General features: G+C 61.2%; 19 protein-coding genes. 13 read left to right on the top strand and 6 right to left on the bottom strand.

What is annotated here, in order from left to right:
* The first annotated feature begins 73 nt into the window (after positions 1-73).
* The 5 genes from HMPREF2760_RS10230 to HMPREF2760_RS10210 all read left to right on the top strand — a co-directional run bounded on the left by HMPREF2760_RS10230 (position 74) and on the right by HMPREF2760_RS10210 (position 4,043).
* Positions 74-484 (top strand): acyl-CoA thioesterase, encoded by a 411-nt coding sequence (locus HMPREF2760_RS10230; protein WP_070597241.1) that lies wholly within the window; start codon positions 74-76, stop codon positions 482-484.
* A gap of 77 nt (positions 485-561) precedes the next feature.
* Positions 562-1,533, top strand: coding sequence for an NAD(P)H-dependent flavin oxidoreductase (locus tag HMPREF2760_RS10225; RefSeq protein WP_070597239.1), 972 nt, complete (start codon positions 562-564; stop codon positions 1,531-1,533).
* A gap of 2 nt (positions 1,534-1,535) precedes the next feature.
* Positions 1,536-2,336: an enoyl-CoA hydratase-related protein gene (locus HMPREF2760_RS10220; protein ID WP_070597237.1), complete on the top strand. Its 801-nt coding sequence runs from the start codon at positions 1,536-1,538 to the stop codon at positions 2,334-2,336.
* 809 nt (positions 2,337-3,145) lie between these two features.
* The gene (locus tag HMPREF2760_RS10215; RefSeq protein ID WP_070597234.1) at positions 3,146-3,541 is read left to right on the top strand and encodes an MmcQ/YjbR family DNA-binding protein; all 396 of its coding nucleotides are present in this window, start codon (positions 3,146-3,148) and stop codon (positions 3,539-3,541) included.
* Positions 3,542-3,596: 55 nt separating this feature from the next.
* Positions 3,597-4,043, top strand: a complete 447-nt coding sequence (locus tag HMPREF2760_RS10210) for a MarR family winged helix-turn-helix transcriptional regulator (protein ID WP_070597232.1) — start codon at positions 3,597-3,599, stop codon at positions 4,041-4,043.
* A gap of 35 nt (positions 4,044-4,078) precedes the next feature.
* Here HMPREF2760_RS10210 and HMPREF2760_RS10205 read toward each other — a convergent pair whose 3' ends face one another.
* Entirely contained in the window at positions 4,079-5,314 is a 1,236-nt protein-coding gene (locus HMPREF2760_RS10205) for a M20 family metallo-hydrolase (RefSeq protein ID WP_070597230.1), read from the bottom strand.
* 9 nt (positions 5,315-5,323) lie between these two features.
* Complete coding sequence (locus tag HMPREF2760_RS10200) at positions 5,324-6,916, bottom strand: amidohydrolase (RefSeq protein ID WP_070597228.1); 1,593 nt, start codon at positions 6,914-6,916, stop codon at positions 5,324-5,326.
* A gap of 141 nt (positions 6,917-7,057) precedes the next feature.
* Between HMPREF2760_RS10200 and HMPREF2760_RS10195 the strand changes: the two genes are divergently transcribed.
* The 6 genes from HMPREF2760_RS10195 to HMPREF2760_RS10170 all read left to right on the top strand — a co-directional run bounded on the left by HMPREF2760_RS10195 (position 7,058) and on the right by HMPREF2760_RS10170 (position 14,970).
* Entirely contained in the window at positions 7,058-8,197 is a 1,140-nt protein-coding gene (locus HMPREF2760_RS10195) for a helix-turn-helix domain-containing protein (protein WP_070597350.1), read from the top strand.
* A 138-nt stretch (positions 8,198-8,335) separates the two neighbouring features.
* Positions 8,336-9,688: an MFS transporter gene (locus tag HMPREF2760_RS10190; protein WP_070597226.1), complete on the top strand. Its 1,353-nt coding sequence runs from the start codon at positions 8,336-8,338 to the stop codon at positions 9,686-9,688.
* A 65-nt stretch (positions 9,689-9,753) separates the two neighbouring features.
* Positions 9,754-10,362 (top strand): cation efflux transmembrane domain-containing protein, encoded by a 609-nt coding sequence (locus HMPREF2760_RS10185; protein WP_070597224.1) that lies wholly within the window; start codon positions 9,754-9,756, stop codon positions 10,360-10,362.
* A 407-nt stretch (positions 10,363-10,769) separates the two neighbouring features.
* Positions 10,770-12,152, top strand: a complete 1,383-nt coding sequence (locus HMPREF2760_RS10180; protein ID WP_070597222.1) for a hypothetical protein — start codon at positions 10,770-10,772, stop codon at positions 12,150-12,152.
* 219 nt (positions 12,153-12,371) lie between these two features.
* Complete coding sequence (locus HMPREF2760_RS10175; protein WP_070597220.1) at positions 12,372-13,532, top strand: alpha/beta hydrolase; 1,161 nt, start codon at positions 12,372-12,374, stop codon at positions 13,530-13,532.
* 43 nt (positions 13,533-13,575) lie between these two features.
* On the top strand, positions 13,576-14,970 hold the full coding sequence (locus HMPREF2760_RS10170; RefSeq protein WP_070597348.1) for a GntP family permease: 1,395 nt from the start codon (positions 13,576-13,578) through the stop codon (positions 14,968-14,970).
* Here HMPREF2760_RS10170 and HMPREF2760_RS10165 read toward each other — a convergent pair.
* The 3 genes from HMPREF2760_RS10165 to mmuM form a co-directional block, all read right to left on the bottom strand.
* On the bottom strand, positions 14,967-15,458 hold the full coding sequence (locus HMPREF2760_RS10165) for a gluconokinase (protein WP_070597218.1): 492 nt from the start codon (positions 15,456-15,458) through the stop codon (positions 14,967-14,969). The genes HMPREF2760_RS10170 and HMPREF2760_RS10165 overlap by 4 nt on opposite strands.
* A gap of 68 nt (positions 15,459-15,526) precedes the next feature.
* The gene (locus tag HMPREF2760_RS10160) at positions 15,527-15,913 is read right to left on the bottom strand and encodes a hypothetical protein (protein ID WP_070523427.1); all 387 of its coding nucleotides are present in this window, start codon (positions 15,911-15,913) and stop codon (positions 15,527-15,529) included.
* Positions 15,914-15,956: 43 nt separating this feature from the next.
* The gene (gene mmuM, locus HMPREF2760_RS10155) at positions 15,957-16,847 is read right to left on the bottom strand and encodes a homocysteine S-methyltransferase (RefSeq protein WP_070597216.1); all 891 of its coding nucleotides are present in this window, start codon (positions 16,845-16,847) and stop codon (positions 15,957-15,959) included.
* Between the two features lie 555 nt (positions 16,848-17,402).
* Between mmuM and HMPREF2760_RS10150 the strand changes: the two genes are divergently transcribed.
* Positions 17,403-17,957, top strand: a complete 555-nt coding sequence (locus HMPREF2760_RS10150; RefSeq protein WP_070565169.1) for a CAP domain-containing protein — start codon at positions 17,403-17,405, stop codon at positions 17,955-17,957.
* Positions 17,958-18,039: 82 nt separating this feature from the next.
* The gene (locus tag HMPREF2760_RS10145) at positions 18,040-19,380 is read left to right on the top strand and encodes an AAA family ATPase (RefSeq protein WP_070597214.1); all 1,341 of its coding nucleotides are present in this window, start codon (positions 18,040-18,042) and stop codon (positions 19,378-19,380) included.
* A gap of 158 nt (positions 19,381-19,538) precedes the next feature.
* Here HMPREF2760_RS10145 and HMPREF2760_RS10140 read toward each other — a convergent pair whose 3' ends face one another.
* Complete coding sequence (locus HMPREF2760_RS10140; RefSeq protein WP_070597212.1) at positions 19,539-21,053, bottom strand: sodium:solute symporter family protein; 1,515 nt, start codon at positions 21,051-21,053, stop codon at positions 19,539-19,541.
* Positions 21,054-21,128: the final 75 nt, after the last annotated feature.

Below are 21,128 nucleotides of genomic sequence, written 5' to 3'. Positions count from 1 at the left end.
GGTTCGAGTGACGAACCACAATTCGTATGTATAGTAATACGCATCACTCTACCTGCTCCCCCAAGGAGGAACAATGCGCGCGCCCGCCAACGCCATCCCGGTGCCCCTCGCTTTGCGGTGGTCCGACCAGGACGCGAACGCCCACGTCAACAACGCCACGATAGTCACCCTCCTCGAGGAGGCACGCGTCCGCGCAGCCGCCGCACTGACCGGCCCCGTCGCCACCGATACCTACGCTCACGTGGTGCGATCCCTCGAAGTGCAGTACGAGGCCGAGCTCACCTACACCGATTCCATCGAGGCGCGGGTGTGGATTTCCCGCATCGGAACCACCTCCTACCAGGTCGCCCACGAACTCATCCAGGACGGCACCTCGTGCGTGTTCGCCACGGCGACGCTGGTGCTTATCGACGTCTCCGCGCGCCGCCCCATCCCCCTGCCCGAGGACCTCACCGAGCGCCTGCGCGCTCATTTCTCCGAATAGCCATTCACCACCTTTAGCCCAGAACTTCCATCCACTTCTCCCCAATTGCTAGTCACCCACAAAGGAGCACCACCCTCATGATTTCCACCCGCGTTACCGAGATGCTCGGCATCACTCACCCCATCATCCAAGGCGGCATGCAGTGGGTCGGCCGCGCTGAGCTTGCCGCTGCCGTATCTAATGCCGGCGGCCTCGGCGTCGTCACCGCGTTAACCCAGCCCACCCCGGAGGACCTGCGCCACGAGATTCGCCGCACCCGCGAGCTCACCGACAAGCCCTTCGGCGTCAACCTCACCATGCTGCCGGCGATTACCCCGCCGCCCTATGCGGAGTACCGCGACGTCATCATTGAGGAAGGCGTAAAGATCGCCGAAACCGCCGGCAATAATCCCAAGGAGCACATGCCGGCTTTCAAGGACGCGGGTATCACCGTCATCCACAAGTGCACCTCCGTGCGCCACGCGCTCAGTGCGCAAAAGGTGGGCGTGGACATCGTCAGCATCGATGGCTTCGAATGCGCTGGCCACCCTGGCGAGGATGACATCCCGGGCTTGGTCCTCATTCCCGCCGCCGCGGATCAACTCGATATCCCCATCATCGCCTCGGGCGGTTTCGCGGATGGCCGCGGCCTGGCCGCCGCGCTCGCTTTGGGCGCCGAGGGCATCAACATGGGCACCCGCTTCGTGGCCTCTACGGAGGCGCCGGTGCACGAGAACGTTAAGCAGGCCATCGTGGAGCGCTCCGAGCTGGATACCCAGCTCATCCTCCGCGAGCTGCGCAATTCCACCCGCGTGGCCAAGAACGCCGTGAGCGATGAGGTGGCCGAGCGCCTCGCCCAAGGTGCGGAGTTCGGTGATATCCGCCACCTCGTTGCCGGCAAGCGCGGCCGCGAGGTCTACGAGACCGGTGACTTGGATGCGGGCGTGTGGACCTGCGGGACCTCGCAGGGGCTTATCCACGACGTCGCCCCGTGCTCCGAGATCGTCTCCCGCATTTCCGCCGATGCCCAGCGCATCATCTCCTCCCTCACCGAGCTCGTTAAGGACTAACAATGACCGACGCCATTCTCACCCGCCGCGAAGGCTCCGCACTTATCGCCCAGATCAACAACTCCGCGCGGCGCAACGCCATTGCCAAGGAACACTGCGAAGCACTTTCGGCCGCGCTTGGCGACGCCTCCCAAGACCCCTCCATCCGCGCCCTCATCATCACCGGCGATGAGACGGCCTTTTGCGCCGGCGCGGACATCGTGGCGGCGGCACAGGTTGCGGCTGCAGCGCAGCAGTCGGGCGAGACCCCCAACCCGGCTGAGTCGACGATGCTGCCGCAGCTCAACGCGCTCGTCACCGAAATCCAGGCTGCTGAGATTCCCGTCATCGCTGCGGTCGAAGGCGCAGCCGCCGGTGCCGGTGCCTCGCTGGCCTTCGCTTGCGATCTCATCGTGGCTGCTGAAGAATCCTATTTCACGCTGCCCTTCGGCAAGATCGGCCTCATCCCGGACGGCGGCGTAAGCCTCACCGCGCTTGCCTCCGTGGGGCGCCACCGCGCGCTTGCTTTGGCGTTGCTGCAGGACAAACTCGGCGTCGCGGAAGCGGAGGCAGCTGGGATCGTCGCCAAGCGCGCGCCCCGGGGCCAGGCGCTGAAAACCGCGCTCAAGGTAGTAGAGCGCCTGCACATTGCGCCGCGCGATGCACTGGCCAAGGCCAAGGAGGCCATCAACCGCACGGCCCTCGCCCATCTCGAGGATCAGCTTTCATGGGAAGAGCCCACGCAGTACGCACAAATGAGCTCTGCCGGGCACAAGGAAGGCGTCATGGCCTTCCTGGAAAAGCGCCCCGCGCGCTTCGATTAGTAGAGGTTGCGACTAGCAGAAAACTGCCAGGAAGAGTTCATGGCGGTGCCAGCGTTAGCCCCCATACTCAGTGTTGTGCGTTTGAGAGAGCGCATGCGAGAGAGAGAACCCCTCACCCTCCAGAGGGCGGCCCGTGGCCGATAATTGGAGGGACTTGATAGAGACGCCGTTGGGCCCCTTATTCCGAGGAATCGGAAAGGGGCCCATCGGTGTTTTTGGGGTAAGGGTCAAAATGTGTGTCTGGCTCGGCGTGTCACCGGGGCTAGATTTGGCCACTTCCAGGCCGGCTGACTGGGCGTAGACGGTGTTAGTGAAGTCCTAGTCGTTGAGATAGCCGGTACGGCCGACGGTGCGCTAGGAAACGCCGGACAGGCAGCAACTACTACGCCACCGTCCCAACGTGCGCGACACTAGAGCCATTTCATTGAGCCAGTTCCGTTCAGGTTCTCGGCGCAGCGCAGCAGGCGATGGGCTGGGCAAATGGTGCTGCATTGGTGACATCGGCGGGAATCTTGTTGGCCGAGAATCACCTGGTTTATACCGCCATCGGTCGAAGCCTCAGCTGTTCGATTCGTTGCTTTTTGTATCGCCGCCGCAGTGCTAGTGTGGTCGATTTCTAGCATTGAATCACCACACCACCGCCGACTACCACAGGTAGGCAGCCACACCGTGGATTTAGCGTCCCAAAGCCAGATATATGCTCCCCAAACGTATATTCTGCGAGAACCTAAAGGTCAGAACCTAGAAATCCCCGATCCCAGACACACTTTCTGACTCTTAACCCGTGTTTTTCACCTAGGCTGGACCGCATGAATTCCAGCTCAAGAGGCTCCGCCATCCTGGACCTTCACTCCTGCGCCACCGCCCGCGCCATGGAGCTCCCCAGCGCCACGCTGACGCATCCTTTTGGACCAGACTGGGACGTGTTTAAGGTGCGCGGCAAGGTTTTCCTTCTCCTCACCGCAGTCACTGGCAAGCACCAAGCCATCCTTAAAGCCGAGCCTCTGGATGCCGAGGCGCTGCGTAGCGAGCACTCCTTTATCACGCCCGGCTACCACATGAATAAGCGACATTGGGTGTCGGTACACCCTGATCCCCAGCTGACCCCGGAACTTCTGGCCGAACTCGTGACGGACTCCTACCGCCTCGTAGTAGAAAAACTCCCCCGCTCGCAACGCCCCATCGACCCATCCACTTTTGGTTAGGGTTTCCGCTGTATACATTTGCGGACACCAACCTCGAGCTCTTAGGCTTGAGCACGTGACGGATTTTGACCTCATCGATGAGACCATCGCGGAATACCGCCGCTTCGAGCGCGCCCGCGCGCGATTCGATACTGAAGCACGCCGCGAATATGGAATCACCGGTTCCCATCTTTCGCTCCTCCGGCTCATTGATAAGAAGAGCCCCATCCCCATCCTGCAGCTGCGCAAGGAACTGGGGTGGCAGCCCGCCACCATCGGACAGGCGGTCAAGCGCTTGGTGCGCGATGATCTCATTTCCATCGACGACGATCCAGAGGACTTGCGCCGCCGCCTGTGCAGCATCACAGAGGAAGGTCGGCGCTTCCTGCTCCACGTGCCTCTCACCGGCCCGGCGCGCCTGCGCACCTATGAGTTCAGCGAGGAAGAGCTCACCACCATGAAGCGTGGGTTCGAGACCGCGCTGAAAGCCTTCGGGTATATGCCGTGGAGCGATGAGGACTAGCGCGTCGGCCGAGCTAGGGGCATAACACGAGGAACCTAGCCCTCCCCGCAGCCGTTTTCCACGAGGCGCTGCGCCACGTGCGTCAACACGTCCAAACCGGCCACGCAGTCCTCTTCCGTGGTGAACTCCTTTTCGTTGTGTGAGATGCCGTCGACCGACGGAATGAAGAGCATGACCGTCGGCACCACCTCCTTGAGGTTGGTCGAGTCATGGCCGGCCACCGTGTAGATCTCTTGGTGCGTATACCCCAGCTCCTCCACTATTTCCCGGGCCAGCGCCACGCCGGCTGCCGGGTAGGGGTTGAGCGCCCACTCGTGCGTCGGGGTGAGCTCTACCGAGGTGCGGGATTCCTCCTCTGCTTCGGCGATTATCTCCTGCAGGCGCGCTTGGGCTTTGTCCAACACCTCCGTGGACGGCGAGCGCACGTCCACGTTGAAGCGCACCTCGCGGGCGATGGTCACCGGCGAGTTCGGCTCCAGTGTTAGCTGCGAGACCGAAGCCTGCAGCTGCCCTTCTTCGAATTCATGGGTGAGGCGCTCTACTGAGGCAATAATGAGCGAGGCGCCGAAGAGCGCATCCTTCCTATCGGCCATCAGAGTGGAACCGGTATGACCCTGTTCACCGGAGACCACCGCTTGGAATTTCTTCGCGCCCCACGTGGCGGTGACCAGACCAATCGTGTTGCCGGCGGCCTCGAGCTCCTTACCTTGTTCGACGTGAATCTCCGCATAGGCCGCGAGCTTCGGGGCCTCGCCGCGCGGGGACCAGCCCGCTTCCTCCTGGGCCTGCGCCACGGTGACGCCGGCAAGGTCAGTGGCGGAGTAGGCGCGCTCAAGCGCCAGCGTTCCCACAAACACGGAGCTGCCCATCATAGACGGCGCAAAGCGCGAGCCCTCCTCGTTGAACCAGTTGATGACCGCCAGGTTATAGCGCGCCGTGGCTCCCGATTGCGCCACGCGCCCGGCGGCATGGGCCGCGGCCAGCACACCATAGGCACCGTCGAAACGGCCAGCCAGCGGCTGCGAATCCAGGTGTGAGCCCAGCCCCACGTACTCGGCGCCGGGGGCGAGCTCGAAAAGTCCGTACTGGTTGCCAATCTCGTCGTAGATAACGCGCGCCCCGAGGGACTCCAGGACCTCATGGAACCAGGCGCGGTTGAGGTTATCGCCTTCACTGGCCGCCTGCCGCTCCACGCCGCCGCCCGCAGTGGCACCGTTGGCGGACATGGCCTGGAAATCGGCCAGGAATTGTTCGTTAGTGGTTGCTCGCATGTCTACTCCTTAAAAGCTTCCGTAGCGCAGCTCGCCGCCCACGATGGTGGCGGCCACGTCGATGGTGGAAAGGTCATCAGTGTGCAGCGGGTCCTGGGAAAGCAGCACGAAATCCGCCAGCTGCCCAGGCATCACCTGCCCCTTGCGCCCGGCCCAACCAGTTGCTGCGGCCGAGCCGGCGGTGTAGGCGTAGAGAGCCTCGGCAGGGGTCAGACGATCCTCAGGCCCATAATCCCGGCCCGAGGCAGTGCGCCGCTCCACGAATGCCTGCATGACCTCCAGCGGCACACCGGGCGCCACGGGTTGATCGGAGCTGCCGGGGAGGATGAGGGAGGCGTCGAGAAGCCGCTTGCCCGGGTAGCTCCACGCGGTGCGCTCCGGGCCAAGGGAGTCCGCCATCGCATCACCGAAAGCCGGGATGAACAGCGGCTGCGGCACCACCACGATGGGCTGGCCGCGCAGGCGCTCGATCTGGTCGGGGCGCACCACGCCGCCGTGCTCGATGCGGTGCGGCATCGCAGGCGCGCCATGCTTGTCGACGGCCTCCTCCAGCGTCTCAATCGCAAAATCCACTGCCGCATCGCCGATGGCGTGAATGGCCAAGGACCAGCCGGAATTCGCCGCCTGCAGCGCACGTGTTCGCATCTGCTCAGGATCCCCCTGGAAGTAGCCGTGGTGGGAGCAGCAGGCGTAATTCTCGGTCAGCGCGGCGGTGGTGCCGAGCAGGGAGCCATCGCTGAAGATCTTGACGGGGCCGACCTGCAGCCACTCGTCGCCGAAACCGGTGCGCAGGCCGCCGTCGAGGCCCCAACCGGGACCGTCGGAGGCGTGGCCGGGAATCTCGTGGAGCACGTCCATGGTCACCATCACCTGCATGCGGGTGTGCAGGGTGGCGTTTTGATAGGCGGCGATCTCGCGCGGGCTGTGCCCGATCCAGCCGCCGGCCACCCCGGCATCCGTGACGGAGGTCAGACCGCGCTCGAGGTAGCGGCGCGTGGCCAGCTCCAAGGCACGGCCGATTTCCTCGCCGGATTCCGGCAGCGTCACCTCTTGGATGGCGCGCATGGCGTTTTCATCGAGCAGCCCCGTGCAGTGCCCATCGGCATCGCGGACGAACTCGCCGCCTTCCACCTTCGGTGGGTTGGTGGGATCGACGCCCGCCGCGCGCAGGGCCGCGGTGTTGACCGTGTAGGCGTGGCCGGAGTTGTGCTTGATCAACAGCGGAGCGCCACCAGTAGCGTGGTCGAGCTGCTCTATCTCCACCGGGGCATCCAGCCCGGAGGGACGGAATCCGGAGGCCACCACCCAACCGTCGGGGTTCGGGTCGGCGGCTCGCACGGCGGCGTAGACCTCATCAGGAGTTGTGACCTCGGAAAGATCCACCTCGAGCAGCGTCTGGCCGAACCACACGGTGTGGGAATGCACATCGTTAAAGCCAGGGGTGAGCGTGCGCCCGCCGGCATCCCACGTCTCGTCGGCGGGCAGGGCGCGGGCGGCCTCCCCCACCGCAAGGATGCGCCCGTTGGCAAAAGCCACCGAGTCCGCCACCGGCCGCGCCGGATCCTGAGTCAGGATGTGGGCGTTGTCGATGCGTGTGATCATGCGTCCTCCTGAGTTCTCCTGTTTCTCCGACAAACTGCACGCGGCGCGTGCTGTGCTAGTCCCCACATGCTAAGCGCTGCAGTGATACACCTCTCGACATAGAGGGCAATTCACCAGCGCCCAACGTGTAGCGTTGTGCACATGCACGAGAAGCGCTGGCACGATATCGTCGCGAAGGTCCATGGCACCATCCCCCGCTTGGTTGAGGATTTCCTCGCCGCCTTTTCCCGCTCGGGGCGCTACGGCGATTCCTTGGTGAGCGAGGACGAGCTGCGCCTGACCGCCTTCGAGGTTTTCGCGCGCATCACGGACGTGCTGGTTGGGGCGATGGATGAGGAGGAACTGCGCACCCACGCCCAGAGTTTGGGCCGGCGGCGCGCGCACCAGGGGGTGGAGCTAGCCACGCTGATCGACGCCATCCAGCTCGACTTCACCGTCCTCTGGGAACACCTGCGCCGGGCCGCCGGCGCGGATCAGGAGGCACTCATCGACCACGTGGCGCAGGTGCACTCCGTTGTGACGATGTACAACCTGGTCGTGCGCGATGCCTACCGCTTGGAGGAGGCTCGCGGTCAGCACGACGTACACCGCGCCCACGCCCGACACTTGGAGAGGCTCTTCGCCACCGAATCCCTGGGTGCGCTCGGCATCGCGGAAATCACCCGCGCGCTCAACCTGGATGCAGATTGCCACTTCGACGTCGCGGTGGCCCACCCCACCGCTGCGGTGGAGATGCGCGCGTTTCTCGACGAACCCATCTCCTCCGGCGAAGCCTTCGGCCATGGCGCGCGTGGGATGTTCGTTGCCTTCTGGCCTAGAGACCAAAGGAACAGCGAGCATCCCACACTGGACACCGGCGCAGAGCTCACGGAGATCTCGGGCATACTTTTCCGCGACGTCATCGGCTTAGCCGGAGTTCGCGAGGCGGCACAGCAAGCGCCGCGCATCTTCGATGCCACCGGCCCGCTGGACAACTTAACCGAAGCGCCCGACGCCCTCTGGGCCGTCGCCGGCGATGCCATTGCAGACTTCCCAGCCAGCGGCATCACGGAGCTCACGCAAGCCATCACCGAGCTACGCCTTGCCAACGCGCCGCTTTACCGGACCATCACCACCTACTTGGATTGCGGCTCCATCAAAGACTCTGCCGAGGCGCTGCACTGCCACCGCAACACGGTGCTCAACCGCCTGCGCCAGGTCACGGAACTCACGGGACTCGACATCACGCAGCCGAAAGACGCCGCGCGAGCATTGCTGGCGTTGCACCGGACCGAGCGATAGCTCTTGTGCAGAGGAACAAGGTTCCCTCTCTGTAGATGGGTCGATGCATAGAAAACTCTTCAAACCATTCACCGGAAGGTGACGTGCACCTAATGTTTCCTAGAAAGGTAATGCGTTTCACATAAGGAGCATTTCGATATGACTACCCACGCACCCCCTTCCAACCCGGCCCAATCCGGCAGCGAGGAAATCCAAGTCGAGTCAAAGGACGTCTTCCGCATCGCCAGTTCCGCGTTCGTCGGTACAGCCCTCGAGTGGTACGACTTCTTCCTCTTCGGTACCGCAGCCGCGCTTGTCTTCAACGATCTCTTCTTCTCGGGAATGTCAGGCACCGGCGCAACCCTGGCATCCTTCGCCACCTTCGGAGTGGGCTTCCTGGCACGCCCTCTCGGCGCGGTCATTTTCGGCCAAATCGGCGACAGGATGGGCCGCCGACCGGCCCTCATCATCTCCATCGTCGTCATCGGCGTGGCCACCGGCGTCATCGGCTTGCTTCCCACTTTTGACAGCATTGGTATCTGGGCTCCCATCACGTTGGTCATCCTGCGCCTGCTTCAGGGCATTGCCGTCGGCGGCGAATGGGGCGGCGCAACAACCATGGCCATCGAGCACGCCCCAGCCGAGAAGCGCGGTCGCTATGCCGCTTTCGTGCAGATCGGCTCCCCCGCCGGCACGCTGCTTTCTTCCGGAGCCTTCGCGCTTGTACTCATGCTGGACGATGCCACAGTGAGTTCCTGGGGTTGGCGTGTGCCTTTCCTCATCGCCTTTCCTTTCCTAGCGGTAGCACTGTGGATTCGCACGAAGGCTGAAGAATCTCCTGTTTACAAGGCCCTTGAAGAGGAGGCAGAAGCAGACGAGGCCGCACACCAGGGCTCACTAAAAGAGCTCTTCACTGAGCATTTCTCACAGCTGTGCCTAGCCTCCGCAGCCGCTTTCCTGGGCATCGGCGGATTCTTCGTCATGAGCACCTATGTCCTCTCCTACGCCACGACCACGCTGGACTTCGAACGCCAGACCGTCGTAAACGCCACCCTCCTCGGTGCCGTGTGCCAGATTTTTATCAACATCATCTTCGGCCGCATCGGTGAGAAGATTGGCCCCGGTCGAGTTATTGGATACGGCGCGCTCGCCACCGCCATCATGGCGTGGCCGCTGTGGGCGATGATCGATACCGGCAATGCCGTTCTCCTCACGCTTGCCGTCTGCATTGGACTGTCCCTAGTCACCATCACCTATTCGGTGTCGGGCGTCCTCCTCTCGGAGGTCTTCCCTGCGAACGTCCGCTATTCCGGCGTGGCTATCTCCGCCAACATCGCGTCGGCAGTATCGGGCCTGCTCCCTTTCCTCGCCACTGCATTGAACGCATCCAATGAGACCCCCAGTTCTACACCGGGAATCATCATCTTGGCTGTCACTGCCTTAATCACAGCCTTCGGCGGTTTCGCCGGCGAGAAGCACCGCCGCGAAGACGTCGTCACCATCGTCGACTAGCCCGAAACAGTTCATAAGAAAAACAAGTTGGGACACGGCACTCAAGCCCATTAAGCTCAGGTACCGTGTCTCACGATCTCTCCTCCTCCACCCTGAACGCACGCGCCCGGCGGGTTGTCGCCTGGGTGGCCGCGCTGAATCTCGCCGGTTTCTTCGTCGAATTCGTCATCGCCTGCATCATCGGCTCAGCCTCACTCTTCGCTGACGCCGCCGACTTCCTCGAGGACTTTCTCATCAACGCGCTCGTGCTCTTAGCGCTGCGCTGGTCGGTGGAGGGGCGTCGCAAAGCAAGCTATGGCCTAGCCGGGCTCATCCTGATCCCCGCGGTGGCGTCCTATGGCATGGCGATATGGAAGATCATCAGCGGCGCCGTTCCTGAGCCACTCACACTTTCCGGCACGGCCATTTTCGCCATGCTCATCAACTTGCTCTGCGCGGTGCTGCTGGTGCAATTGCGACACGGAGGTGCGCTCACGCGTGGGGCGTGGTTGGCCGCACGCAATGACGTCGCCGCCAACATTCTTATCCTCGGCGCTGGTCTTGTGATGCTGGCGTGGGCGAGCCCCTGGCCAGACATCGTGGTCGGCCTCATCATCGGCACCATCAACCTGCGCGCGGCGGCTGAGGTCTTCGAACAGGCACGCGCGGAAGACCCAGAGATCGAAGAAGACTAACGCGCCGTTTTTAAGAATTACTTAAGCAAACGGTGGTCGGTTGGGGTCTGCTCCTTAGACCACAGAGGCTGAAATTGCGCGTGACACGAACCCACAAACACCCTTTCACTCCCCCTAATGGGGTCATTCTTTAGTTTGTGCACGAACGGTCAAAGAGACGTTTTCCCAGAATACGGTCTAGTTAGACAAAACCAAGGTCGGCGCAAATTTCTTAGTCAATTGTTCACCCGGGGCCACCCGATCGAAATGTATTTCTGCATTTAAAAATATAAACAATTCAAGGGGTGCGTGATCCTGAAAAGCGCCTTATTGTTGCAACACGTCACGCACTGGGCATGACAGCGCGAACACAGCGCCACCACAGTGCGTCACCGCATTGCCCCAAACTTTCATCCAGGAGAACAACAATGACCCAGCGTCGTCGTACCGCCGGCTTCATCGCCGGCCTCGCGATTGCAGGCACCGCCCTCATCGCACCGGCTGCATCCGCAGCAACCCACACCGAGTCCTACCCGGAGACCCCGGCTGTCAACGCCAAGCTCCCCATCGTTCACACTTCCCACGGTTCCGACCACATGAAGGCCAACGTCCTCAACCCGCGTCCGGTATGTAACCCGTGGGAGGACCACCGCACCGTGGTCTACAAGGTGACCGACAACTTCATGCCGGCTGGCACCATCTCCACCACCAACCAGACCAAGAAGGACATTCCGCTGCAGCAGAACCTGTCCAAGTCCCAGTCCATCACCCTGTCCGTCAACGGTGACCGCACCGAGACCACCTCCATGAACATGGGCGGCAAGGGCTCCGGCAAGGGTGCTGAAGGTTCCTTCGGCGTCTCCCACCAGATTGCCACCAAGCTCGGCGCTTCCGCTTCCTACTCTCTGTCTTGGGAAGCTGGCCAGTCCATCGGCCCGTACGACGTTCCGCCGAACCACACCGGTGAGGCTACCTACGGCTTCCGCGTTCTGAACATGACCGGTACCCAGCAGTACTGCAAGCCGAACGGCACCTGGTCCACCCCGACCTTCTGGTCTGCAATGCAGCCGATGAAGAACGAGGTTCGCGTCAAGCTGTACGACGACATCGCTGATTCCTACGCTCCGAACAAGGACGCTCAGAACACCACCGACGTCAACGACCCGAAGGTTGTTGAGGAGGAGAAGTCCCCGGAGGCTGACGCTGAGGTCATCAAGGACAACGAGGTCGCTCCGGAGGAGAAGGCCGTGTCCGAGGCTGAGGGCAAGAAGGAAGAGGAAGCCGACAAGAAGGTCCAGGAGGACGTCGAGAACGGCAAGACCGACGAGGCTAAGCAGAAGCTGGACCTGAAGCCGGTTCTGACCACCTCCGGCGCTAAGCACGCTGGTTACGCTGGCACCGTTGCTCTCCGCCTGGAGAACGTCGGTTCCGAGCGCTACTACGGCGACTTCCCGGCTGTCCAGTACCGCGTTGATGTGAAGACCGCTGAGGGCCCGAAGGGCGTTGACCGCCTCATCACCCCGCGTTCCTCCAACGGTGCTCACATCCGTGACCTGGGCTTCGACGAGAAGTCCTCGACCCGCTCCTTCGAGGTCACCCTGGCCAACCCGATTAACGCTGGCGAGTCCGCTCGTGTTGCCAACCTGGACTTCGGCGACGGCAACACCAAGGAAGGCCGCCTGAAGAACTACATCGAGGTCACCCAGATTTCCCGCCTGAAGGGCGACAACTCCACCGACAACGACCAGAACGTTGACTCCCGCGAGATCACCGTGAAGGACACCGGCAAGAAGGCTGAGGGCCTGTTCTAAGGAACACCCCTCGCCCACTGCAGAGAGTGTGCACAGCCCGCCGGCGCTTAGTCCGGCAGTGAGAGAGTGAGAGGACCCCGACCGCTGTGAAAGCGGTCGGGGTTTCTTTATGCCTTTAATCCGCTTCCACCAACTACCCCGCAGTTCTCCCCGCCTCCCCCGCCTTCGTTAACGCCGGGGAAGTTCTGCACCGCAGGGTTAGTTGGCTATTGTGAACTAATGAAATTCTTTCGCTCCGCACTAGCGGGCATTCTCTCGGCGGGGTTGATCCTGTCCCCCGCCCTAGCGCAGACAGCACATGCACAAGCACTGGATACGATGAGCAGCGATGCTGCCAACATCGATCAGCACTCCAGTGCCCTCGATCCCATCGCCTTAGGACCGTTGGCACCGCTGCTCTTCGCCGACAACATTTTCGCCGCCTGGGCACAGGTGCTTCAGCAATTGAAAGTCCCGGTGTTGGCACCAGACGCTACGCGCCCACCGGCGACGGCAGCCCCGGCACAACTGCGCGGACTGCGTCACGTCCAGGACAACGTGTGGGAGCTAAAAGCCTATTCACCGGCCATGGACCGTGTCATCACCAACGACATCATTCTTCCTCCAGGAGGATTGGAGAACACGCAGCCCCGCCCGAGCTACTACCTACTGGGTGGTGCCGGCGGTGGCGAGGACGCACTGTGGTGGGACGGCGGAGGGGCCTCCGAGTTCTTCCGTGACAAGCATGTCAATGTCATTTCCCCGCGTGGCGCATATGGATCGATGATGTCCGACTGGGCGCAGCCTCATGACACCCACGGAAAATACAAGTGGGCCACCTATCTGACAAAGGAACTCCCGCAGCTTATCGACGCCGAGTTCCACGGCAACGGCCGCGACGGAATCGCGGGTCTAAGCAACTCCGGCGGCCCCGCATTGGAGCTAGCCACGTTCGATCCGCGCTTCAAAGTGTCTGGTTCCTTCTCCGGTTGCCCCTCGACCACAGGTGTTCTCGCGCAGTCCTTTGCGTGGGCAAGTGCTGCGTTCTACGGCACTGACCCGGCTCGCTCCTTCGGCGCGCCGTGGGATCCGGCGTGGGCGCAACATTCGCCGGTTCTCAACCTCGATCAGCAACGCGGCCGAAAGACTTTCGTCATCGTCTCCCGCGGCGGCCCGGCCGATTTTGACGTCGACATCGAGGACTCACCACTTCCCGCGCTGGGCCTCAACGAGCGTTTGGATTATTGGTGCAGCTCTTATTACGCCAAGCAGGCCACCGCAGCTGGCGTAGACCTTGACTATTACGAGCTTCCCGCGGGGCGCCACACATGGGGGCTGTTCCGGCGCGAGCTGGCCATCAGTTGGGCCACGGTGGGCCCGGCACTAGGGGTAAAACCCTAGATCACCGCAGGCTGCGGAAGTAAAATCAACATTCATGAATGTCATGGATACTTGGGAGCCCACGCTGGGCACCGGACCACTGTTAGGGATTGCGGTTGCGGCCATCGCCGTCATCCTCGTCCTCGTCATCTACTTCAAGGTGCACGCCTTCGTCACACTCGTCACGGCCTCCGCGCTTACCGCCCTGGCCGCTGGCATCCCGTTGGATGGTGTGGTTCCCACCATGACGAGCGGCTTCGGCTCAACCTTGGGATCCGTCGCCTTGCTGGTGGGGTTGGGCGCCATGATCGGGCGTCTGGTGGAAACTTCCGGCGGTGCTAAAACGCTTGCCGACGCCCTCGTGAAACTCTTCGGCGAAGACAAAGCGCCCCTAGCACTCGGCGTGGCCTCCCTCATCATGGGCTTCCCCATCTTCTTCGACGCGGGGCTCATGGTGATGCTGCCGGTCATCTTTGCCGTCGCCAGGCGCCTAGACGGCCCAGTTCTGGCCTACGGCATCCCCGCCGCCGGCGCCTTCTCCGTCATGCACGTCTTCGTGCCACCGCACCCGGGCCCTGTCGCGGCCGGTGAGTTCTTCAGCGCGGACATCGGTCTCATTCTCATTTTTGGCCTCCTCGTTGCGCTGCCCACGTGGTATCTCTCCAGCTACCGCTTCGGTCTCCACCTAGGAAAGAAGTATCCCTACCGCCTCGAGGAAGCCATCACCGGCGCGTTGGTCAGCGATGCCGAACTCCCGGATCGCCCGGCCTCCCCGGCCTCAGTAATTGGCATCCTGCTCATCCCCATGATCCTCATCTTCGGCAATACCGGGTTGACCACGCTGGGCACCGCTGGTGTTGTTGATCCTTCCGCCACGTGGGTTCGCTTCTTCGTCTTCCTGGGCCAAACACCCATCGCGCTGTTGATTACCACTCTTGCAGCGATGGCCGTGCTGGGCCTGCGCCGCGGGGAAGGCAAGAGCGCAATTGAGAAGACCGTGGAGTCTTCGCTCGGACCGATCTGTTCCGTCGTCCTCATCACCGGCGCGGGCGGCATGTTCGGCGGGGTGCTGCGCACCAGCGGTATCGGTGATGCGCTGGCGGACTCCATGTCTAACCTCGGCGTGCCTGTCATCCTGGCCTGCTACCTCATCGCGGTAGCCCTGCGCCTGGCACAAGGCTCGGCCACCGTTGCGCTGACCACGGCCGCCGCGCTCATGGTGCCCGCCGTGGAGGCCGGCGGCTTCAGCGAAATCCAGCTGGTCCTCATCACGCTCGCCACCGCAGCCGGCTCCGTCTTTGGCAGCCACGTCAATGACTCGGGCTTCTGGCTCGTTGGCCGTCTCATGGGCATGGACGTGTCCACCACCCTGAGGACGTGGACCGTCAATCAGGCGCTGATTTCCTCGATTGGCTTCGGCATCGTCCTTATCTTCTACGGCGCCGCCGCGCTGTTCTAGGCCTGCAGGTACTCGGCCGCCGCGGCGGCCAGTTCCTCCGGCGTGGCGCTGACATCGAGCACCAGCCCTGCTTCCTCCGGCCGTAGCTCCTCCAGAGTCTCGAACTGCGAATCAAGCAGAGATACCGGCATGAAGTGTCCGGTTCGCCGGCTCATGCGCTCCTTGAGCAACTCATAGGAGCCGTGCAGGTGGATAAAGACCGTATCGGGTGCTGCGGCGCGGATGATGTCGCGGTAGGAATGCTTGAGCGCGGAACAGCCCACGATGGCCCCGGACTCTTGTTCGGCGAGAAAGCGCCCGATGGATTCGAGCCAGGGTTTCCGGTCATCGTCGTCAAGCGCCTGCCCCGAGGCCATCTTCTCGATGTTCGCCGCCGGGTGCATATCGTCCCCATCCCGGAAGGGAAGGCCGCTGCGCTGCGCCAGCAACTCCCCGACCGTCGATTTGCCGCAGCTCGAGACTCCCATGATCACCACGTGCTTGCGCATCAATCCTCCTTAAGACAGCATCCGATCCTACGCGCTACGGGGCGTCGCGCGGCTGACCACAGCGCGGCTTAGCCCAGTGGCCCGTAGCCAAAGTCGCCGCGCTGCACCTCGCCGCGGGCATTCGGATCAAAGGTGGCACACAAAGCCGCCGCCACGTAGCGCACGCCGCCCTCCGGCGCGGAGGAGCCGACGCGCTCTGCGCAATTCTCAAGAGCAGGCATGCCGATGCTCTGCCCCGGCATAGTCATGGAAAAGAAGGACGCGGCCATCATGGTGTTGCCATCGGCGCGCACGTACTCCGAGGAGCCCTTGATGGCCTGCCAGGCAACTGCCCCGACGGGATCGGTGCGGAACTGATCCCGCTCAGTCTGGGTCAGCTCGGCATTGGCGGCGGGCACGGACAGCGTTGTGATGAGAAGTGCAGCGGATGCGGCGAGTAGAGAAAACTTTTTCATAGGAACACTGTATCCTCCAGCAGGAAGATTGTCGCGGCGTTTTCTATTTGTCTTCGAAGCGGATCGATCGACGCAGCTGCCGAATCTCAGCGGGCCCCACGCGGCAACAGCCGCCCAGAAGACCGACCCCAGCCACGCGCATCTCGGCTGCCGCCTCGGCTAACCCCACCGCGCCGGCGGGAGCAGGACGCCAGTCGCGGGCGCCGTCATCCCAGCTCTCCCCGCTGTTGGGACAGGCTAAAAGCGGCTTATCGGTTCCAGCGCGCAATGCCTTCACCGCCGCCCATGCCTGCGGTGGGCGCACACAATTCACACCCACCGCACCCAGCAACGGTGTCTGGTTGGCCAGCGCGATCACCTGTGAGAGCTTCGTCGGGTCGGCCGCGATGGCGCCGGTGATGCTCAACGCAAAGGGCTTGGGCTGGGCCGAGAGCAGCTCCAGAAGCACCGCGGCCTCATCGACATTCGGGATGGTTTCTGCGAGGAGGAAGTCGGCCTCCGTGTCCGCGAGCACCTCTACCCTGCGGGCATACCAGCGGCGCAATTCGTGCGCCGAAAGACCATAGGCACCGTCGTACTCGTTGCCCCGGCCCGGGCCTGCTCCATAGGGGCCAATGGATGCGGCAACCAATAGATCACCGTGGGCAGCATGTCTGTCGCCGGCCTTGCGGGCGGCGTCACGCGCTACCGTGACGCTGCGGCGCAAAAGAGACTCCGCCTCCCCGCCCAGCACATCGAAGGTGATTTGATAGGAGGCCGTGGTGGCAACCTGGGCACCGGCGGCGAAGAAGTCCGCATGGGCAGATTCGATGAGGGCGGGGTCCTCACGCAGCACACGCGCCGACCACAGCGGACCCGAGATGTCGTACCCCAGGGCCTCGAGGTGGGTTCCAAGGCCGCCACCGAAAAGCAGCGACGCGTCAAAGGGGGCCATGGCGCACGAGCCTAGCAATACGTGGGCAGCCGACCCCCACCATGCCAATAGGTTTCATTAATAGTTGCATTACTTTTCTTAATCTTTTACCTTCTGGCACTGAGCCTCAACAGCCCTTCTTCCTGCTCATTGCCATGCTTTTCGACGTTCCCCTCTCACTCAGGTTCCTCACCGGAGGATAAACGCAAACTATACTTTCCCAGCCTTAATCCAGGGATTTTTGAAGAAATTCCTGAGTTTTTGAGAATAGTTGACACATCACCAGCACTTTCTTGGGAAAGCTTTCCATCAACCTAAGAAGCCACCCCCAAGTGCCACCCCCGCCGCCCGTCATTTCTAAAGAAAACTATGCGATTTCAAGCCTTCAGGGCGGCAAACCCAAAAGAAACTTAAACCCGCCGCGCGAAGACACATAAACTCACAGGCAAACCTTAAAACTGCTGGTCAGATGGATTTTGAGCACCCAAAAGAGCTTTAATTTTAAGTGAAAGTACCGCTCGGTACGAGGTCGAAAAAGCCTCCACTTAACACCTGAAGCAGAAAGAGGTGCCCGCCATGTTCCGCCTCCCATTCGGACATAAAGCCACAAAGATCGTCGCCCCGGTTGCTGCCGTTGCAGCACTCTTCGCCGGTTCCATCAACGCCCCTGCTCAGGCTGGTAGTTCCTTCGGTGCATTCAACCCGGCTGACTTCGGCTTCACCATGCCGTCCGTTGCCGGCCCGGCAGCCCCGGCTCCGCACGCTGCAGCCAGCGTTCAAGGCCTCATTAATCAAACCAATGCGCAACGTGTGGCCAATGGCCTCGCACCGCTGCGCGTTGACCCGAACCTGACCAACCTGGCACAGGATTGGGCCAACACCTTGAGCCGCGATGGCAGGACTCGCCACCGTCCGAACTACTGGACCTTCTACCCCGCCGGCCTACCCGCTGGTGGTGAGAACGTCCTCCAGGCATGGAGCGACTACTCCGATGCCAGCCTGGTGAAGCTGTGGATGGATTCCCCCGGCCACCGCAAGAACTTGCTCGACCCCCGCGCTAAGTCCGTGGGAATCGGCCTGACCGTCGCCCCCGACGGCCGGTTGTACGCCGTGCAGAACTTTGGGCGGTAGATCTAAAACCCGAAAGGGGCGCAGTTAGGCGGCTCATCCTGCGCCCCTGGGTGTTCACTCGCTGCACGCTATAGTGGACTCCATGCTCACGCGACTCGAAGTTGATGGTTTCAAGAACCTCAAGAATTTCAGTGTCGATCTCGGCCCTTACACCTGCATCGTGGGCCGCAATGCTGTCGGCAAGTCAAATATCTTCGACGCAATTTCTTTCTTCGGCTCAACAGCCAATGCCTCTCTCAACGATGCCGCCGCCAATCTCCGCGGTCTGCGTGGCGATATCAGCGAAATCTTTGGCAACGACACGAACTCGATCACGTTTGCCGCCGAGATGATCGTCCCCGCAACTTTTCGAGATGACTTCGGACAAGAAGTAGAAATCACCACGACTTTCCTGCGGTACGAGCTTGAATTCCAACTCGTGGAGCAGGAATTCACTGCGGATCAAGTCGTGCGAACCATCGAACTTGTCCGTGAGGATCTCACGGCACTCACCCAAAAGGACGCCCGTGAAAGGCACCCCTGGGCTGCAGAAGCATTTCGCAAGACTGCTATTAAAAGCACAGGTGGCCGCCCCGCGTTCATTAAGACAACGGCCGAAGACTCCATCGAGGTTAAGTCGGGTAGAAGGGGGCGCAATCCGCACCTTCCCCTGAAGGAAGTTCGCTCCACGGTTCTATCCGTCTACGGGCGCAGCGCGGATTACCCAGCAATTGCTGCAGTACGTAGAGAGCTTTCCACGTGGAAGCTACTGGGCCTTGAGCCGAGTGCGATGCGTGCTCCGAGCGCGATGAGTGATCCGTCAAGCGTCGATGCCCGCGGCGCCAACCTCCCGGCGACCCTCGCCCGCCTCACGCAGGAAATCGGCGATCAAGCAACTGTTCAATTAGAAGACACGCTCCTCGATCTCGTTGATGTTCGCTCGATTGACCTCGACATCGACAGCTCGCGTCAGTTGATCACGCTTCAAGCAGAAATTGGCAATGCACCGCTGCTTCCCGCGCGTGCGCTCTCGGATGGAACACTGCGTTTTATCGTCCTGGGTCTCCTCGCCATCGACCCCAGCACGAACGACGTTTTATGCTTCGAAGAACCAGAAAACGGCATTTATCCCGACAAGCTTCGCGCTATGTATACGCTCCTGCATGAGCTGGCTGTCGATTCACGCCACCAAGTGGGCCCGGACAATCCCCTGCAGCAAATGATTGTGAACTCCCACTCCCCTGCCTATTTATCCCTACACCAAGAGGATTGGGGCGAACTACTTGTCGCCGATAGCCACCCCATTGACAACTCCTTAAGGCTCCTTCCAGTCCTTGGCAGCGAGAATTGGCGGACCATAAATCCAGGAACACCGGGCGTTATCGCAACGGTCATCGAAGAAATCCTCCACGTTTCCTTGAAGCATCAGGATGAAGCTGCTTGAAGCACAACTACTGGGACACCGGTCCAGAGGCGGCAACCCCACCGACCACAGCAACAGCGTCGAAGCCCCTCCACACTCGTTACGAGCACGCCGCGGCCATGCGAGATGTACCCCACGGAGAGCAACAACTCACGCTGCGTGGGCTTAACTTACTTGATTTAAGCAACAGGCGTTTGCATGGCGCTACGCCGCGTGTACTCAAGGTCCTTTCCGTAAATAGTCAAGCCCGTGATGTCGTGCTGGTCCGATTTCCGGAAGATGAAGGATGCCAGATAGCCGATAACGAGAGTTCCTACGAACGCGACAATCGAGACCAAGAATGGGCCTTGGTCCAGCTTTCCAGCGAAGTACGCAGCAATCGCTCCGCAAAGGAGCCCGATGAGAACGCCATTGGAATTTGCGGACTTCGTAAAGATACCCAAGACAAATACCGCAGTGAGCGGAACTCCAAAAAGACCGGTGATCGCGAGGAACAGGTCCCACAGGTCCGACTGGTTGGTAATGATGAGATACAGCGCAACGGCCAATCCGAAGGTTCCGGCAACGATGATGACCAGGCGAGAGAAAGTAACCGACGCTTCCTTCGGGGAGAAGCGGTTATAGATATCCACGACAACGCACGCGGAAATCGAGTTGAGCGAAGAAGAAATTGTCGATTGCGCAGCCGCCAAGATGGCAGCAATCAAGAGTCCGGCAATGCCTGCAGGCAGCTCCGAAAGAATGAAATACGGCACTACAGCAGAAGTGTTGACTCCCTCAGGCAGACCACCCTTCGCTTCGTAGAAGTTATACAAAGCCGTTCCCATCCCGTAGAACAGCGGAATAGTTATCAGCGCCAGAATTCCGTTGACGATGAGAGACTTCTTCGTCGCTTGAATCGTAGGAGTCGTTTGGTAGCGCTGAACGACGTCCTGAGAAGAGGTGTACTGGTGCAAGCTGTTCAGTACATTTCCGATAAAGATGAATGGTATCGAGGAGAAGACTGCATTCGTGGTGAAGTTGTCCGCTGAGTAGAACTTTCCTTCTTCAGCGGCGTTAACCACCGCACCGCTAAATCCGTCGGGAGTCATAGCCATGGCCGTCAGCACTACCGCTGCAGCGCCAGCCAGCAGCAGGACACCCTGAATCACATCAGACCAAATCACACCTTCCATGCCTCCCAGGAAGGTGTACACAATACAAAGAGCGCCTACAAACGCGGCGACGACCAGCGGGTTGATATCTGCCACCGACGTGATCGCCAATGTTGGCAAATAGATAACGATGGCGATGCGCCCGACGTGATAAAGAACGAAGAGGAGCGAGCCGAGGACTCGGAGGGCTACGGAGAATCTCTCCTCGAGGTATTCGTAGGCCGTAGTGACATCCAGCTTCCTGAAGAACGGAACATAGTAACCGATCAAAATTGGAACAATGGCAAAAATAGCGAGGTTACCAGCCGAGTAAGCCCAGTCAGTCAGATACGCCTTTTCCGGAGTGGACATAAACGTGATGGCAGACAGCGTCGTGGCATAGATTGAGAATCCTGCCGCCCAGCCAGGAATCCTGCCACCCGCTTTGAAGAATTCGTCCTGATCACTGCCGGCCCTACGCGCAAAATAAGCGCCGACAAGAAGCATTCCCAGGAGATAGAGGATCAGAACTATCCAGTTGAGTGTTCCGAATGATTGCATTTGGCCTTCCCTTCAGGGCTTTCGATATAGAGAGCTAAATCACTCTCTAATTTGTCTGTGCAACAAAGCATGTTA

This window comes from Corynebacterium sp. HMSC065D07, assembly GCF_001810695.1.
GTDB classification, from domain to species: Bacteria; Actinomycetota; Actinomycetes; order Mycobacteriales; family Mycobacteriaceae; genus Corynebacterium; species Corynebacterium hesseae.
The sequence above is the reverse complement of the archived record's forward strand: the minus strand, read 5'-3'. Positions and strand labels throughout refer to the sequence as shown.